Below are 15573 nucleotides of genomic sequence, written 5' to 3'. Positions count from 1 at the left end.
ATAAAATGGACCTTTGCCGGGTGTTTACCCGTCGGTTACCCGCCTTTGACCAACGATAAGGCATAACAAAGCCAAAAGAGAGAGATGAGGCGGTCATGCAATATCAGCTTACGATCAATGGAGAGTCCCGCACCGTTGATGCCGAACCCGGCACCCCGCTGCTTTGGGTTCTGCGCGACGAATTGAAACTTACCGGCACCAAATTTGGTTGCGGCGTTGCCTATTGCGGTGCCTGCACCGTGCATGTGGATGGTTATCCGACCCGATCATGCCAGACCTTTGTCGAGGATGCGGTCGATGTCCAAATCACCACCATCGAAGGTGCAACCGACAAGATTGCCCAAGCGGTTCAGGCTGCATGGCGCGAAAAGGATGTGGTCCAGTGTGGCTGGTGCCAGTCCGGCCAAATCATGTCGGCCATTGGCCTTCTGAATGAAAACCCGAAACCGACAGATCAGGAAATCAAGGATTACATGCACGGCAATGCCTGTCGTTGTGTGACCTATGTCCGCATTAACGAAGCCATCAAGCTGGCATCTGAAAAGCTGGAGGCCTGAGCCATGACAATCACTGTTTCGCGTCGCGGCTTCCTGAAGGCAACAGCCGCAGGCACAACCGCCCTTCTGGTTGGTTTGAACACCAAAGGCGTTTTGGCGGCTGGCAGTTCTGCCGCGGCCACAACCGATCTCAATCCGTTTGTCAAAATTGATGCCGACGGCACGGTCACTGTCATCATCAAGCATTTTGAAATGGGTCAGGGAACAACCACCGGTCTGACCACCCTCGTTGCCGAAGAACTTGATGCCGACTGGGATCGTGTGCAGATCGATTTTGCCCCCTCTGACAATAACCGGTACGCCAACCTGTTCTTTGGGGCGCAGGGAACCGGCGGTTCCACCTCGATTGCAAATTCGTTCATGCAATACCGCGAAGCCGGTGCTGCTGCGCGGGATATTCTGGTGCGTGCTGCGGCCCGGCAATGGGATGTTGATGCCAGCACCATCACCGTTGAAAACGGCATCCTGACATCCGGCGGAAATTCCGGTCATTTCGGCGAATTCGTGGCTATTGCCACAACGCTTGAGGCGGTCGAAAAACCAATGGTCAAAACACCCGATCAGTTCAAACTGATCGGAAGCAACAAACTGCACCGCAAGGACAATTCCGGTAAAACCAATGGCACGGCAATGTTCGCAATGGATGTCAATCTGCCGGGCATGATCTATGCCGTGATCATGCGCAGCCCCAAATTCGGAGGCACGGTTGTCTCCTTTGACGATAGTGCCGCCAAGGAAGTCGGGGGCTTTATCGCAGCACAAACCCTGCCGAACAAGGCAGGCGTTGTTGCTTTTGGCAAAAACACATGGGCGGCGTTTCAGGCCCGTGATGCCCTGTCCGTCGAATGGGATTTCAGTCAGGCTGAAACGCGCAGCACAGATACCATGATCGCCGATCACAAGGTCCTGCTTGACGCACCTGAATTTGATGCCAACCACGAAGTCCCGCTGGCTTCTGTTGCCCCGCTGATTGCAGAAGCCGCCAAAACGATTGATGCAGAATTCACCTTTCCGTTTCTGGCCCACGCGCCACTGGAACCGGAAAATTGCGTGATCGAGCCGACCGAAAATGGCGTGCGCGTCCATGACGGCTGCCAGTTCCCGACCTTGACCCAGCCGATGGTTGCCGCCGCGCTTGACCTTGATCCGTCGCAGGTCGAAGTCAAAACGCTATATGCCGGTGGTTCGTTCGGTCGCCGGGCCAATGCAAGTTCCGACTATAATGTAGAGGCCGCAATGGCCTATGCGGTATCGGGTCGCAAGGTTCCGGTCAAACTGGTCTGGAGCCGCGAAGACGATATCAAGGGCGGCTATTATCGTCCCATGTCGGCCCATAGGGCGAAAATCGGCCTTGATGCCAATGGCAAGATCATGGGTTGGGATCATCGCGCCGCCGTCAAATCCATTGCCAAAGGCGGCCCGTTTGAAGGCATGGTGCAGAAGAACGGCGTTGATCCGACCTCTGTCGAAGGCGTCTCGGAAAGTCTGTACAGCATCCCGAATTTTGGCATCGGACTAAGCGATTTCAAAACAGCCGTCCCCATCAACTGGTGGCGTTCGGTCGGGCATAGCCATACCGGGTTTGTCATGGAAAGCCTGATGGATATGGTGGCAAAAGAAACAGGTCAGGACCCGATTGAAATGCGCCTTGCTATGCTTGATCCAAGTGGTGCCAATCAGGCCCGCATGATCGAAGCGATCAAACTGGTGCGCGAAATTTCCGGCTGGAAAGAAGGGGATCAACGCGGCTTTGCAAGCCACTATTCGTTCAATACCTGTGTGGCGGTTGTTGCCGATATTACGGTCGAAGAAACGACTGTCCACGTCAACAAGCTGTTCATGGCCGTGGAATGCGGGGTTGCCGTGAATCCCGATGTTATCCGTGCGCAGATGGAAGGCGGGGCCGGTTTTGCCCTTTCAGCAATCTTCCGCAACGAAATCACACTGACTGACGGGGAAGTCGATCAATACAACTTCCCGGATTATGAATTACTGCGCAATCAAGAGATGCCAGAAATCGAAGTCGCGATTGTTCAGTCGAACAATGCACCGACTGGCGTTGGCGAACCGGGTGTTCCCCCGACCGCTCCGGCTGTTGCCAATGCCATCTTTGCCAAAACCGGAACGCGAATCATGGATCTCCCCATGACCAGGGCCGGTTTCGACTTCGTGTAAGGCATACTGCCCGGGGGACCAAATTCTCCCCCCTCCCGCGTCCTCCGGGCAGGACTTCCCTTGAAGGGAACAAATGATGAGCAACCAACTCTCTGCAATGCTGGATGTCTGGCACGCCAACCGCGATGTCACGCAATGGGTTTTGGGTACGGTCTATCGCACCCAAGGATCGGCCTATCGCAAGGCCGGGGCGATGATGCTGATCAATGGGCATGGCCAACAATTCGGATTGCTGAGTGGCGGTTGCCTTGAAGCCGACATCATCCGCAATGCCCGCAAGGCGATGCTGACCCAAAAGGCTGTCATGCTGGTCTATGACGGCACGGACGAGGATGATCTGTCCTTCAAACTTGGTGTGGGCTGCGGCGGTGCGGTTTACATCATGCTCCAACCGATCACGGCAACCAATGATCTGGGTCTTTCGGATTTGCATCACGCCCTGCAACAGCGCGAAGGCGGCCTTTATGTCCAAAAGATTGGCGATGTTGTTGGCCATTTTCGCTCCGGAAACGTTTCGGCACCTTCCCCCGCCCATATTGAAACCCGCGCAGATGGCGAATGGCTGGTCACGCCAATCTGCCCCGAACCCCATATTCTGGTGGTTGGCGGTGGCATGGATGCCCGCCCGGTCATCAATATCGCCCATGAAATGGGATGGAAAACCACACTTGTTGATCCGCGTGCCGCCAATGCCCGCGCCGAACATTTTCCCCGTGCCGATACCATCCTGCGCAAGATTGATGACACCCTTGCCAGACACGTTACCGATCAGAAAATCGATGCGGTGATTTTGATGGCGCATAGTGTCGCCATTGATGCCGGTGCGCTTGCAGTTCTTTGCAATGCCCCGATCCGGCATCTCTCGGCTTTGGGGCCCCGTCATCGTTTCAACGATGTCTTGCATCATGCCGGGATCCATCGTGCGGATCTGGCCTTTGACATATCAAGCCCGGCGGGACTTGATATCGGGGGGCAATTGCCCGAAAGCATTGCCCTTTCGATGTTATCGGGCATTCATGCCGCCCTGTACAAACAACTTGCCGCCCCGGCCATGGCACAGGCGGCTGAATGACCCTGAACAACGCGCCTTCCCCGCAAACACCGCGTCTGGCCGCCCTGATACTGGCGGCCGGTGAAAGTGCGCGTTTTGGCGGACGCAAACAACTTGCCGATATAGGCGGTAAACCGATGATCTGCCACTGCATGGATGTGCTGGACACCATATCCGGGCTTGATCTGTTTGTCGTACTGGGTGCCTTTGCCGATGAAATCATTCCCGTACTTGGCCCGTCCCGACGGGTCATTACAAATAAAGACTGGGCCTCTGGCATGGGAAGTTCGATTGTGTCCGGCATCGCCGAAATCAATAATCGCGGCGGATATGACGGGGTGCTGATTACCCTGTGCGATCCGGTGCAACTTTGCGCAACCGATTATCGAAAACTCATTGCAACATTTGATGGTCATGCCATCACCGCCACCCGCCACAAGAACGGTTTTGGTGTCCCTGCAATCTTCCCGTCACATTTATTTGATGTACTGGCCAACCTTTCAGGCCGGACCGGTGCCCGTACTATCCTGAATGGTTCGGGGTATGATGTCATCGGTATGGATATGCCAAATGCCGGTTGCGATATCGATACCCGCGATGATCTGGTTGCGTTTCACAGGCAAAAGGCATGACTGATCTATATGATGAGTCCCGCATGTTTTGGGCTGACCGCAAACCGGAATTGCGGCATGCTGGACACCCGGCAGGCAAAAGACGACGTGAATGAAAGCAACAGCAAATATCATGGTCCTTCTGGTCGAGGACAACATGGATATCGCCGCAACCGTCAGCGACTATCTGACGATTGAAGGGATTGAATGCGACCATGCCTATGACGGGGAAACCGCCTATCAGCGGGCGCTGACCGGTGAATATGACGTCATCCTGCTGGACATCATGCTGCCCTTTCGCGATGGGATCAGTGTTTGTCGTGCCTTGCGCGACGAAGGGATCGACACGCCTGTCCTGATGCTGACCGCGCGCGACACCCTTGATGACAAAGTCGAAGGGTTCCTTGCCGGGGCGGATGACTATCTGGTCAAACCGTTCGAGCTTCAGGAACTTCTGCTGCGCACAAGGGTTCTCTCACGCCGCCGCAGTGGCGAAGTCAAACGGTTCACCCTTCGTGACCTTGTGATCGATTTTGAAGGCCGTTCAGTAACCCGTTCCGGACAAAACATCAATGTATCGCCGACCGGCTGGACGATTTTGGAAGTTCTGGCCCAAAACAGTCCGCGCGTTGTAACGCGCTCGCGCCTGTCCATGGCCCTGTGGCAAGGGGACCCGCCCGATACTAATGCGCTTAAAACGCATCTTTACAAATTGCGCCACCGGATCGACAAACCGTTTGAACAAAATCTGATCCATACAATTCCAGGCCAGGGCGTCGCCCTTCGCGAGCAATCGTCATGAAAACCTGTTGTGCACCGAAAACCAGATCCTTTTCACGCTTTGTCCGTAATTACGTCCTGCTGGGACTGGTGCTTACGCTCGTACTTTATACGGTTGTGGTCAATTTCTACATGATGTACGGCAAAAGGATGGTCACATCCTTCCAGCTTCAGGCCATCGCCGAACAATATGACGCCGAACTTGCCACAAATCCTGACACACCTTTGCCCAGCGGTTTCAATCTCGAAACCTTCACCCGTTTTGAAAATCTGCCGGGTGAATTACGTGCACTGATCTCGCCCGGTGACCTCGAAACAGGCAAGCTTGTCTATCTCGACACAGACAAATATGCCAAACAGAAACATCCTCAAAATCCGCTTTTTCTTGTCTTTCCCTATGAACTCCGCAATGGCAGCGAAATCCTGCTTTTGCAGACCTATCAGGCTGGCTATGAAGACAGCATTTATTTCACACGTCTTCGTATGCTGGCGATGCTGTCGATTCCCTTTGCCCTGGCGGTTGTCGGTATCTTTGCATGGTTTCTGTGGGTCATTGGCAAGCGCCTGACCAAACCATCGGAAAACCTGCAATCATGGGCCAACAAACTGACCGCTGAAAAACTGTCCGAGCCAATCCCCGATTTCGGGTTTGAAGAACTGAATGACGTGGCCCGCGATCTGCATCAATCACTCAGCCGCATCGATCAGTTCGTCGCGCGCGAACGTGAATTCCTCCGTCAGGCCAGTCACGAACTGCGCACCCCGATTACCATCGTTTCAGGCAATGTCGAATTGATGGAAAAAAGCCCGCTCAACCAGACACAATCGCGTGCATTGGGCCGGATTAAACGCGCCAACCGCAATATGCAGCAATTGCTTGAAACGCTTTTCTGGCTGGGTCGCGAAAATGCACCTAACGGCGAAAATGAAAAGATCAATTTTCTGGCCTTCGTCGAACAGGAAATCAGTGACCTGTCCTATCTGACGGATGGCAAAAACGTCACTTGCACTTTTATCCCCGATCAGACCGACACGATGATTTTTACATCGCGTGCCGCCCTGATGATTGTTGTCTCCAACCTGATCCGCAATGCTTTTCAACACACACCAAAGGGACAGGTCACCATCACACTGAACGGCACTGTTCTGACCGTCGAAAATACGCACAATATCTGTAATGGCGAATGCCGCACCCCGCAGGGCGAGGGCATCGGCCTGCATCTTGTCCGGCGCATCTGCAAACGGCTGGATTGGGATTGCATTCCGACCCCGCTATCTGACGGAGGCATGTCTGTCACCTTTGACCCCGGCCCGGACACACTGGTCAAAGCCGAACCCGAACGGATTACGGTTCATTAGAAATGGTCCAGAGCATGTCATTCTGATTAAGAGACTCAAGACGTGTCCTGACAATTCAAAAAACCGTCATTGATCTTTCCCCCCAGTCTGACGCATTCTGCTGGCAAAACAGGCCGCTATCACGCGACCCCATTCTGACATTCAGGATTTTCTATAAATGACCACAAGTCACACCACGACACGGGGCCCTTCCCGCCCTGTGCCAGCCTTCGTCGAATTTGTTACCCTGATGGCCCTGACAATTGGTCTGGTCGCGCTGTCGATTGACAATCTTCTGCCGGCCTTTGGCCCGATTGCGGCGGACTATGCCGTTGCCAACAGCAATGATGTCCAGATGCTGATCTATGTTTTCATGATCGGCTTTGCGGTAATGCAGATTGTCTATGGCCCGCTGGCCGACAGTTTTGGCCGTAAACCGGTTTTGATGGCAGGCTTGCTGATCTATGGCATCGGCACCGTGATGGCAATTTTCGCCGACAGTTTTGAACATCTTCTGATTGCCCGGTTTGTTCAGGGGCTGGGGGCTGCCGCCCCCCGTGTTCTGGTGATGGCAATTACGCGCGATTGTTTTGATGGCCGCGAAATGGCGCGGGTGATGTCGTTTATCATGATGATTTTCATCGTGGTGCCGGTCTTTGCCCCGGCATCCGGCAGCCTGATTCTCGCCCTTGGCAACTGGCACATGATTTTTGTCAGCACGCTGGTTCTCTCCATGATGGTTGCTATCTGGCACTGGCTGCGCATGCCCGAAACCCTGCATCCGGAATACCGGCACAAATTGTCGGCACGGCGAATTGGCCGCGACATGCTGACCACCATCACAAACCGCCAAAGCCTGGGTTACAGCACAGCGATGGGGCTGATGTTTGCCTGCCTGATGGCCTATATCGGCTCGGCCCAGCAGATTTTTGAAACCGAGGTTTACGGGCTTGGCATCTGGTTTCCGCTGGTATTTGGCCTGATCGCTGCGGCCATGAGCGTCTCGTCCTTTGTCAATGCCCGGCTGGTGCGCAAGGTCGGCATGCACAAACTGTCACAGGGCGGGCTTTTGATCCTGTGTACCGGCAGCCTGATCAATCTGGTGATTGCGCTGGTTTTTGACGGGGTGCCGCCACTGCCGGTTTTTGGCATAGGCCTGACGGTCACACTGTTTTGTTTTTCCCTGACCATGCCGAATTTCAATTCGCTGGCGATGGAACCGCTTGGCGCGATTGCCGGAACGGCATCCTCGGTAATCGGGGTTTACAGCACCCTGATTGGCGTAATTGCGGGCGGTATCATCGGACAGGCCTTTAACGGCACCGTCATCCCGCTGGTGGCGGGCTATCTGACATTGGGAATACTGACCCTGATCATCATCGCCATCATCGAACGCGGTCGTTTGTTCCACGCCACGCATCAACCCTGACCGGTCAAGAATGTCTCTTACCCCGCCAGACGAAACTGGCGGGGTTTTTGATAGGTCAGGAAGCCTGCCGGGCCAACGGTCCGCCTTCGTCATAATGACGCGGTTCGTAATTCAGGTTCGGTGCCAGCCAGCGTTCGGCCTCGGCCAAAGTCATGCTCTTGCGTCTGGCATAATCTTCGACCTGATCACGTTCGATCTTGCCAAGGCCGAAATATTTGGCATCGGGATTGGCAAAATAAAATCCGCTAACCGACGATGCCGGGGTCATGGCGCAACTTTCAGTCAGGCGCACCCCGACGGTGTTTTCCGCATCCAGCAACTGCCACAAGGTACGTTTTTCGGTATGTTCCGGGCAGGCCGGATAACCGGGTGCCGGGCGGATACCCTGATATTTTTCGCCAATCAGATCGGCATTGCTCAGTGCCTCGTCCGGGACAAAGCCCCAGAATTCCTTGCGCACCCGTTCATGCATACGTTCGGCAAAGGCTTCGGCAAAACGGTCGCCCAGCGACTTGACCAAAATGGCATTGTAATCGTCATGGTCGGCTTCAAGTTTTTTGGCAATTTCCTCGACTTCCGGCCCAGCGGTAACAACAAACCCGCCAATATAATCGACCTTCCCACTGTCTTTGGGCGCGATGTAATCGGCCAGTGCGCGGTTGGGGCGTTTGTTGTTGTCACGGAACATCTGCTGGCGCAGGGTGCGCAACATCACCGGTTCATTCTGATCGGGGGCCGGGGTAACTTCAATATCATCCCCCACCGCATTGGCAGGCCACAGACCAATCACCGCACTCGGTTTGAACCATTTTTCAACGATAATGCGTTTCAGCATCTTTTGCGCATCGTCATAGAGGGACCGCGCCGTTTCGCCGACTTTTTCATCCTGAAGAATATCAGGGAACCGGCCATGCAGTTCCCATGTTTCAAAAAACGGTTTCCAGTCAAACCGTTCCACCAGTTCGGCCAGATCGTAATCGTCAAACACCGTGATCCCCGGACGGGCCGGCACCACCGGTTCAAACGCGGCCCAATCAATCGGCACCTTGTTGGCGCGGGCCGCTTCGATGGTAAATCGCTTTTTCTCAAGCTGCTGGGCGGCATGGCGTTCGGCCATGGCTTCGTATTCCGCACGGGTTTCGGCAGCGAAATCTTTGCCCTGTGTTTTTGACAACAACTTGCTGGCAACCCCAACGGCACGCGAGGCATCGATGACATAGACCACCGGCTTGCTGTAATTCGGGGCGATTTTAACCGCCGTGTGGACCTTGGATGTCGTCGCGCCGCCAATCAACAGCGGAATGTCCAGACCTTCACGCTCCATTTCGGCGGCGACATAGGTCATTTCTTCCAAAGACGGCGTAATCAGGCCGGAAAGCCCGATCATATCGACCTTTTCCTGTCTGGCGACTTCCAGAATCTTCTGGGTCGGCACCATAACGCCAAGGTCAATCACATCGAAATTGTTACATTGCAACACCACGCCGACAATGTTCTTGCCAATGTCATGGACATCGCCCTTGACCGTCGCCATCAAAACCTTGCCGTTGGTTTCGCGTTTGCCACCCTGACCCGCCTCGATAAACGGGATCAGATAGGCGACCGCCTTTTTCATCACCCGTGCCGATTTGACCACCTGGGGCAAAAACATCTTGCCCGCACCAAACAGGTCTCCGACAAAATTCATGCCGTCCATCAGGGGGCCTTCGATCACATCCAGCGGCTTTTCCGCCTGCAAGCGGGCCTCTTCAACGTCGTCTTCGACAAATTCGGTGATGCCATTGACCAGCGCATGCTTCAGGCGTTCATTGACCGGCTTGCCGCGCCATTCCAGATCAACCTTTTTCTCCGGCCCGCCATCGCCCTTGTATTTATCGGCGACTTCCAGCAGTCGATCGGTGGCGTCCGGGCGACGGTTCAGGATCACATCCTCGACCCGTTCGCGCAGATCGGCCGGGATTTCCTCATAGACCACCAGTTGCCCGGCATTGACAATGCCCATATCCATACCCGCCTGAATGGCGTGGTACAGAAACACCGAATGCATCGCTTCGCGCACCGGATTATTGCCCCGGAACGAGAAAGACACATTCGATACCCCGCCGGAAATCTTCGCATAGGGCAGTCTGGCCTTGATCAGCTTGCAGGCTTCGATGAAATCAACGGCGTAATTGTTGTGTTCCTCGATACCCGTGGCGACAGCAAAGATGTTCGGATCGAAAATAATGTCCTCGGGCGGAAAATCGACCTGATCAACCAGAATGCGATAACTGCGTTCGCAAATGTCAATTTTGCGCGCAACCGTATCGGCCTGTCCCTGTTCGTCAAACGCCATGACCACCACTGCCGCCCCATACCGGCGCAACAGTCTGGCCTGCCGGATGAACGGTTCCGGGCCTTCCTTGAGACTGATCGAATTAACGATGCCCTTGCCCTGCAAACATTTCAGACCGGCCTCGATCACGTTCCATTTGGAACTGTCAACCATGATCGGCACACGGGAAATGTCGGGTTCGGCCGCCACCAGATTGATGAAATTCACCATCGCGGTTTCGGCGTCCAGCATCGCATCATCCATGTTGATGTCGATGATCTGGGCACCGTTTTCGACCTGTTCACGGGCAACATCAAGGGCGGCTTCGTAATTTTCCTCGACGATCAGCTTTTTGAACTTGATCGACCCGGCAACGTTGGTCCGTTCGCCGATATTGATGAATCTGGAAATGTCGGTCATCGCTGTTTTCGATCTCTCTCGGCTCAAGCGGCTTCAAAGGGTTCAAGGCCCGAAAGGCGCATTTTAGGCGTTAATTTGGGGACAAGGCGCGGCTTGCAATCCTTCACCGCATGGGCAATCGCCTTGATGTGGGCCGGGGTGGTGCCACAACATCCCCCCAAAAGATTGATAAAACCCTTTTCCGCCCATTCCCTGACCAAAGCCGCCATTTCATTGTCGGTCTGGTCATATTCGCCAAATTCATTGGGCAATCCGGCATTGGGATAAACCGAAACCCGGCATTCGGCAATACGCGACAATTCAACCACATAGGGGCGAAGCTGCTCTGCACCCAATGCGCAATTCAAGCCAATCGAAAACGGCCGCGCATGACGAACCGAATTATAAAACGCCTCAGTCGTCTGACCCGACAGGGTGCGACCCGACGCATCGGTGATCGTGCCCGAAATCATCACCGGCACTTTTTCACCACGTTCTTCCAGAACCTCGTCAATCGCAAACAATGCCGCCTTGGCGTTCAGCGTATCGAAAATCGTTTCAACCAGCAACGTATCCGCCCCGCCATCCAGCAAACCATTGGCGGCTTCCTTATAGGCAATCCGCAATTCGTCAAAGGTCACACCCCGATAACCGGGATTATTGACATCGGGCGAAATCGACGCAGTACGGTTGGTCGGCCCGATGGCACCATTGACAAAACGCACATCACCCGGATGGGTGGCCTCCCATTCGTCACAGGCTTCGCGGGCCAGTTTGGCGCTGGCGTAATTGATTTCATAAGCCAGTTCTTCCATGCCGTAATCGGCCTGGGCAATCGTCGTCGCACTGAAAGTATTGGTGCCGTTCAGATCGGCCCCGGCGGCAATATATTGCGAATGAATATCCTTGATGATCTGTGGCTGGGTCAGGGACAGCAAATCATTATTGCCCTTCACATCCTGTTTCCAGTCGGCAAACCGGGTGCCGCGATAATCGGCTTCGTCCAGTTTGTGTTTCTGGATCATGGTGCCCATCGCCCCGTCCAAAATCAGGATTTTCTCGGCCGCACGTTTATAAAGAAGGTCAATGCGTGTCTGACGGTCATTCATGATTTTTTCCAATCCCGTTATCTTATGCGGCAAGGGCCGCTGCACCGCGAATGCCCAGTGCGTGGCAAATCGCATAGGTCAAATCAGCGCGGTTAAGCGTATAAAAATGAAAATCCGTCACCCCTTCGGAGATCAGGCCTTCAACCTGTGAAATCGCTTCGTGGAAGGCGACCATTCGGCGCGTTTCCGGATCTGCGTCCAGTCCCTCGAACCGCCAGCGGAACCGGTCCGGCACCCCCGCCCCACACATATCGGCAAATTTCAGCAAGGTGGCAAAATTGGTCACCGGCAAAATACCCGGCACCAGCGGAGCCGTAATGCCTGCCTTGGCGCATTTATCGCGAAACCGCAGGAAAGCATCGTTATCAAAGAAAAACTGCGTCACCGCCCGGCTGGCCCCGGCATCAATCTTGTGTTTCAGATAATCGATTTCAAATTCGGCACTGGGCGCATCGGGATGGGTTTCTGGATAGGCCGCAACCGAAATATCAAAATCGGCAATTTTTTTAAGCCCCTCAACCAGATCAACCGCATAGGGGTATCCGCCCGGTGTTGGAATATAACGTCCGCCCGCCTCGGGCAAATCGCCGCGCAGGGCCACGATGCTGCGAATGCCTTCATCCCAATATGTCCGGGCGATCTGTTCGATTTCGTCGCGGGTATGACCGACACAGGTCAGATGGGCCGCCGCCGGAATGCCGGTTTCGCGCTGAATACGGGTCACACTGCTGTGTGTGCGGTCGCGGGTTGATCCACCCGCACCATAAGTCACCGACACAAAGGACGGGTTCAACGGGGCCAGACGATGGATCGACCGCCACATGGTTTCTTCCATCTGTTCGGTTTTCGGCGGAAAAAATTCAAACGACACCCGAATGTCGTTCTGACCAAAAGCCGTTTCTGTGCTGCCCGTCTGAACCGTCATCTGTTTTATCCTGTCTTGTGACGCCGCCCCGGTCTTGTTCTCCCGGTGTCGTCTGCTGATTGAATGTCTTTATTCGGCGGCCTTGGCCGCAATACTTTTGGGTTCCGCTGCCTGCGCAATCCACAACCGCACCGTCAACGGTTTGCCGGGCAGATTGATCACATCGCACGATGTCAGGCCTGCGGCCTCGAACCAACCGGTCATTGCCGGATCATCAAATCCCAGACGGCGATGTGCATGTTCTTCGCGCAAATCCTCGCGGTCATGGGCGGCGAAATCGACCACGACAAGCCGCCCGCCGGGGGCCAGCAACCGGGCCGCCTCGGCAATCGCGGTTTCGGGTTTTTCGGCATAATGCAAAACCTGATGCAGGGTAATCAGATCAAATGTCGCTGCCGGATAGGGCAATTGATACATGTCGGCCTGCCGGACCAGACAATTGCCCAGTTCGGCGCGCTGCAACCGTGCACGGGCCACCGCCAACATCTCGCGCGACATGTCCACGCCAACCCCTTCTTCGGCATATCGGCCCAGTAATTCCAGAATACGCCCGGTGCCGGTGCCGACATCCAGAATGCGCGCGCCGGACAAATCGCCTGCGGCGGACAACAGGGCCTGTTCAACTTCAGCCTCGTCGATATGCAGGGACCGAATCCGGTCCCATTCCCCGGCATTGGCCCGGAAATATTCAGTGGCAATCTGTTCGCGCTGTTTTTTGACCTGTTCCAACCTGTCGCGATCCAGTGACAGCGTTTCATCCCCAAGCGGCAACAGGGCAAGGATCGGCTGCAATAATTCCGCCCCCGGCCCATTATGGGGGGTGCGGTAAAAAACCCATGTACCCTCGCGGAACCGCACCAGCAACCCGGCCTCGCACAACAATTTAAGATGGCGCGACACACGCGGCTGACTCTGGCCGATAATCTGGGTAATTTCGCTGACGGTCAGTTCGCATTCGGCACAGATCACCAGCAAACGCAACCTTGTTGCCTCCGCCGCAGCCCGCAATCCTGCCAGAATCTGATCCATCTCGCCCTCCTGATTTCCCATGCAGATATAAAGATATCTTTATGTTTATTCAAGAAATTTCTTCACGCCACATTCCCGGACCAGCAGTGCAAAAATGTCACACCTGCTCCGTCAACATGACATGAGAATTTTTTGTCTGCTGGTGTTTAAACGAACCCTATGCTACCCAAATAACAAGCGAGACGTATAGGGTGGCGTTCACGAACCATCGTGCTGCGTTGCGTATCCCGGCGGGCAAACCCGCCATCCGGATCGCATCAGGGGTGACGTGTCGTTTTGGGGACCATTAGGTTGTTTTGTAAGTAATTGGCAAAAATAATGAAATTGCGAAACATACGGGCACTTTCCATCGGGGCCGCCCTGTCGGTATTGACCGCTTGCGCATCGACGCAACCCGCACAGGACCAGACAGATTTTGATCCGATCGAACCGGTTAACCGGGTCGTTCATCATTTCAATCAGGCTGTCGATTTCGTCATCCTGTATCCGGCGGCCATGGCCTATGGCGAACTTGCCCCCGAGGGAATGAAGACCTCTGTGCGCAGTTTCACCCGCAATCTTGGCGAACCGCTGAATGCTTTCAATGCGTTGTTTCAGGGCGACCCGGTTCAGGCCGCCGATTCGATGCAACGCTTTATTATGAATTCGACCATGGGTCTGCTTGGTTTTTATGACCTTGCGGCTGATTTTGGCATCCCGTACCGCAAGGAAGATTTCGGTCAAACCCTTGCGCATTACGGCATTGGTGCCGGTCCTTATATCGTGCTGCCGTTGCTGGGTCCGTCGAATCTGCGTGATACCACCGGCATCGTTGCCGATTATTTCATGGACCCGGTAACATGGGCGGCTGAAAACAGCGACACCACCAATGCCGTGCGTTGGGGTGCCATAGGTATGCGGGCAATTGATGCGCGTTATCGTGCCGCCGACCAGCTTGCCGAACTTGAACGGACATCCATTGACTATTATGCTGCGCTGCGCAGTCTTTATCGCCAGAACCGCAATGCGATGATTCGCAATGGCGCACCGGTGATGGCTGCCGATTATGATGAAAGCGCATCGTTCGATTTTGACGATGATATTCAGGAAGTAACAGCAGCCCAATGATCCAGATTTTATCGCCTCTCAAACCCGGTAAATTGATTGTCGCCATGTCGATTTTGGCGATTGCCGGGCTGGGAAGCACATCCGGTGTTCTTGCCGCTGACCGACCCGTTACGGAAATCGCCGCCACCCAGGGGACCCCTTCGGATTTCATCCGAGGTCTGGGAGAACGCGCGATTGCCGAACTGACCGGCAACGACATTGACGACACCACCCGCCGTCAGCGTTTTGTGACGCTGATGGATGACCATTTCAAGATGGATATGGTCGCACGGTTTGTTCTGGGCCGGTACTGGCGCGAATTGTCGGATGCCGAACTGGCCGATTTTGCCGATTTGTTGCAAGATTATCTGGCACTGGCCTATGCTAATCAGTTCCGCAATTTCAATGGCGAACAATTTGTCGTTGGCAATGCCACCGTCAACAATAATGACACCTTTGTCGCATCGCAAGTTCTGCGCGCCGATGGCCCGCCGATCAATATCAGTTGGCGCCTGCGCGATTTTGACGGCGAATATCGCATCATCGACATCAGTGTCGAGGGGCTTAGCATGGGCATCACCCAGCGCGATGAATTTGCCTCGGTCATTCAGAATAATGGCGGTCGCGTCAGCGCCTTGACCGATGCCCTGAAACAGAAAATCGGGAAATAATCCGGTTTTCTTTCTGTCTTGGCCTTTTTAAAACCACCCGGTTTCGGGTGGTTTTTTTATGGCATGATCCCGCCCCCAAACCAGCAAAAAGGCCGCCCC

13 protein-coding genes are annotated in these 15573 nt (G+C 54.6%); 9 read left to right on the top strand and 4 right to left on the bottom strand.

The window, feature by feature from the left end; translation table 11 throughout:
• Window positions 1–95: 95 nt before the first annotated feature.
• From Q8O73_RS10870 to Q8O73_RS10840, 7 genes are all read left to right on the top strand, one after another.
• Window positions 96–557, top strand: coding sequence for a (2Fe-2S)-binding protein (locus tag Q8O73_RS10870; protein WP_305558180.1), 462 nt, complete (start codon window positions 96–98; stop codon window positions 555–557).
• Between the two features lie 3 nt (window positions 558–560).
• Window positions 561–2732, top strand: coding sequence for a xanthine dehydrogenase family protein molybdopterin-binding subunit (locus Q8O73_RS10865; RefSeq protein WP_305558179.1), 2172 nt, complete (start codon window positions 561–563; stop codon window positions 2730–2732).
• A 76-nt stretch (window positions 2733–2808) separates the two neighbouring features.
• Window positions 2809–3804 carry an XdhC family protein gene (locus Q8O73_RS10860; RefSeq protein ID WP_305558178.1) on the top strand — a complete coding sequence of 332 codons (996 nt, stop codon included), beginning with the start codon at window positions 2809–2811 and terminating at the stop codon, window positions 3802–3804.
• Window positions 3801–4415: a nucleotidyltransferase family protein gene (locus tag Q8O73_RS10855; RefSeq protein ID WP_305558177.1), complete on the top strand. Its 615-nt coding sequence runs from the start codon at window positions 3801–3803 to the stop codon at window positions 4413–4415. Before Q8O73_RS10860 ends, Q8O73_RS10855 begins: the two co-directional genes overlap by 4 nt.
• A 91-nt stretch (window positions 4416–4506) precedes the next feature.
• Entirely contained in the window at window positions 4507–5196 is a 690-nt protein-coding gene (locus Q8O73_RS10850) for a response regulator transcription factor (protein WP_305558176.1), read from the top strand.
• Window positions 5193–6533 (top strand): HAMP domain-containing sensor histidine kinase, encoded by a 1341-nt coding sequence (locus Q8O73_RS10845; protein WP_305558175.1) that lies wholly within the window; start codon window positions 5193–5195, stop codon window positions 6531–6533. Before Q8O73_RS10850 ends, Q8O73_RS10845 begins: the two co-directional genes overlap by 4 nt.
• 157 nt (window positions 6534–6690) lie before the next feature.
• Window positions 6691–7941 carry a multidrug effflux MFS transporter gene (locus Q8O73_RS10840; protein ID WP_305558174.1) on the top strand — a complete coding sequence of 417 codons (1251 nt, stop codon included), beginning with the start codon at window positions 6691–6693 and terminating at the stop codon, window positions 7939–7941.
• Between the two features lie 55 nt (window positions 7942–7996).
• Here the strand turns inward: Q8O73_RS10840 and metH are convergent, their stop codons facing one another.
• The 4 genes from metH to Q8O73_RS10820 form a co-directional block, all read right to left on the bottom strand.
• The gene (gene metH, locus Q8O73_RS10835; protein WP_305558173.1) at window positions 7997–10675 is read right to left on the bottom strand and encodes a methionine synthase; all 2679 of its coding nucleotides are present in this window, start codon (window positions 10673–10675) and stop codon (window positions 7997–7999) included.
• Window positions 10676–10698: 23 nt separating this feature from the next.
• Window positions 10699–11763 (bottom strand): homocysteine S-methyltransferase family protein, encoded by a 1065-nt coding sequence (locus Q8O73_RS10830; RefSeq protein ID WP_305558172.1) that lies wholly within the window; start codon window positions 11761–11763, stop codon window positions 10699–10701.
• A 22-nt stretch (window positions 11764–11785) separates the two neighbouring features.
• The gene (gene metF, locus Q8O73_RS10825) at window positions 11786–12688 is read right to left on the bottom strand and encodes a methylenetetrahydrofolate reductase (protein WP_305558171.1); all 903 of its coding nucleotides are present in this window, start codon (window positions 12686–12688) and stop codon (window positions 11786–11788) included.
• Between the two features lie 69 nt (window positions 12689–12757).
• Window positions 12758–13717 carry a metalloregulator ArsR/SmtB family transcription factor gene (locus Q8O73_RS10820; RefSeq protein ID WP_305558170.1) on the bottom strand — a complete coding sequence of 320 codons (960 nt, stop codon included), beginning with the start codon at window positions 13715–13717 and terminating at the stop codon, window positions 12758–12760.
• Window positions 13718–14035: 318 nt separating this feature from the next.
• Between Q8O73_RS10820 and Q8O73_RS10815 the strand changes: the two genes are divergently transcribed.
• A complete protein-coding gene (locus tag Q8O73_RS10815; RefSeq protein WP_305558169.1) occupies window positions 14036–14824 on the top strand; it encodes a VacJ family lipoprotein in 789 nt (262 codons plus the stop codon).
• The gene (locus Q8O73_RS10810) at window positions 14821–15474 is read left to right on the top strand and encodes a phospholipid-binding protein MlaC (RefSeq protein WP_305558168.1); all 654 of its coding nucleotides are present in this window, start codon (window positions 14821–14823) and stop codon (window positions 15472–15474) included. The genes Q8O73_RS10815 and Q8O73_RS10810 overlap by 4 nt, the downstream gene beginning before the upstream one ends.
• The last annotated feature ends 99 nt before the right edge of the window (window positions 15475–15573 follow it).

This window comes from Thalassospira sp., assembly GCF_030690045.1.
Classification (GTDB): domain Bacteria; phylum Pseudomonadota; class Alphaproteobacteria; order Rhodospirillales; family Thalassospiraceae; genus Thalassospira.
This window is presented reverse-complemented; position numbering and strand designations above follow the sequence as displayed.

Excerpts from the sequence above, each read along its gene's own strand:
- Q8O73_RS10870 (WP_305558180.1), top strand. The coding sequence starts at position 96 with ATGCAATATCAGCTTACGATCAATGGAGAGTCCCGCACCGTTGATGCC.
- Q8O73_RS10865 (WP_305558179.1), top strand. The coding sequence starts at position 561 with ATGACAATCACTGTTTCGCGTCGCGGCTTCCTGAAGGCAACAGCCGCA.
- Q8O73_RS10860 (WP_305558178.1), top strand. The coding sequence starts at position 2,809 with ATGAGCAACCAACTCTCTGCAATGCTGGATGTCTGGCACGCCAACCGC.
- Q8O73_RS10855 (WP_305558177.1), top strand. The coding sequence starts at position 3,801 with ATGACCCTGAACAACGCGCCTTCCCCGCAAACACCGCGTCTGGCCGCC.
- Q8O73_RS10850 (WP_305558176.1), top strand. The coding sequence starts at position 4,507 with ATGAAAGCAACAGCAAATATCATGGTCCTTCTGGTCGAGGACAACATG.
- Q8O73_RS10845 (WP_305558175.1), top strand. The coding sequence starts at position 5,193 with ATGAAAACCTGTTGTGCACCGAAAACCAGATCCTTTTCACGCTTTGTC.
- Q8O73_RS10840 (WP_305558174.1), top strand. The coding sequence starts at position 6,691 with ATGACCACAAGTCACACCACGACACGGGGCCCTTCCCGCCCTGTGCCA.
- metH (WP_305558173.1), bottom strand. The coding sequence starts at position 10,675 with ATGACCGACATTTCCAGATTCATCAATATCGGCGAACGGACCAACGTT.
- Q8O73_RS10830 (WP_305558172.1), bottom strand. The coding sequence starts at position 11,763 with ATGAATGACCGTCAGACACGCATTGACCTTCTTTATAAACGTGCGGCC.
- metF (WP_305558171.1), bottom strand. The coding sequence starts at position 12,688 with ATGACGGTTCAGACGGGCAGCACAGAAACGGCTTTTGGTCAGAACGAC.
- Q8O73_RS10820 (WP_305558170.1), bottom strand. The coding sequence starts at position 13,717 with ATGGATCAGATTCTGGCAGGATTGCGGGCTGCGGCGGAGGCAACAAGG.
- Q8O73_RS10815 (WP_305558169.1), top strand. The coding sequence starts at position 14,036 with ATGAAATTGCGAAACATACGGGCACTTTCCATCGGGGCCGCCCTGTCG.
- Q8O73_RS10810 (WP_305558168.1), top strand. The coding sequence starts at position 14,821 with ATGATCCAGATTTTATCGCCTCTCAAACCCGGTAAATTGATTGTCGCC.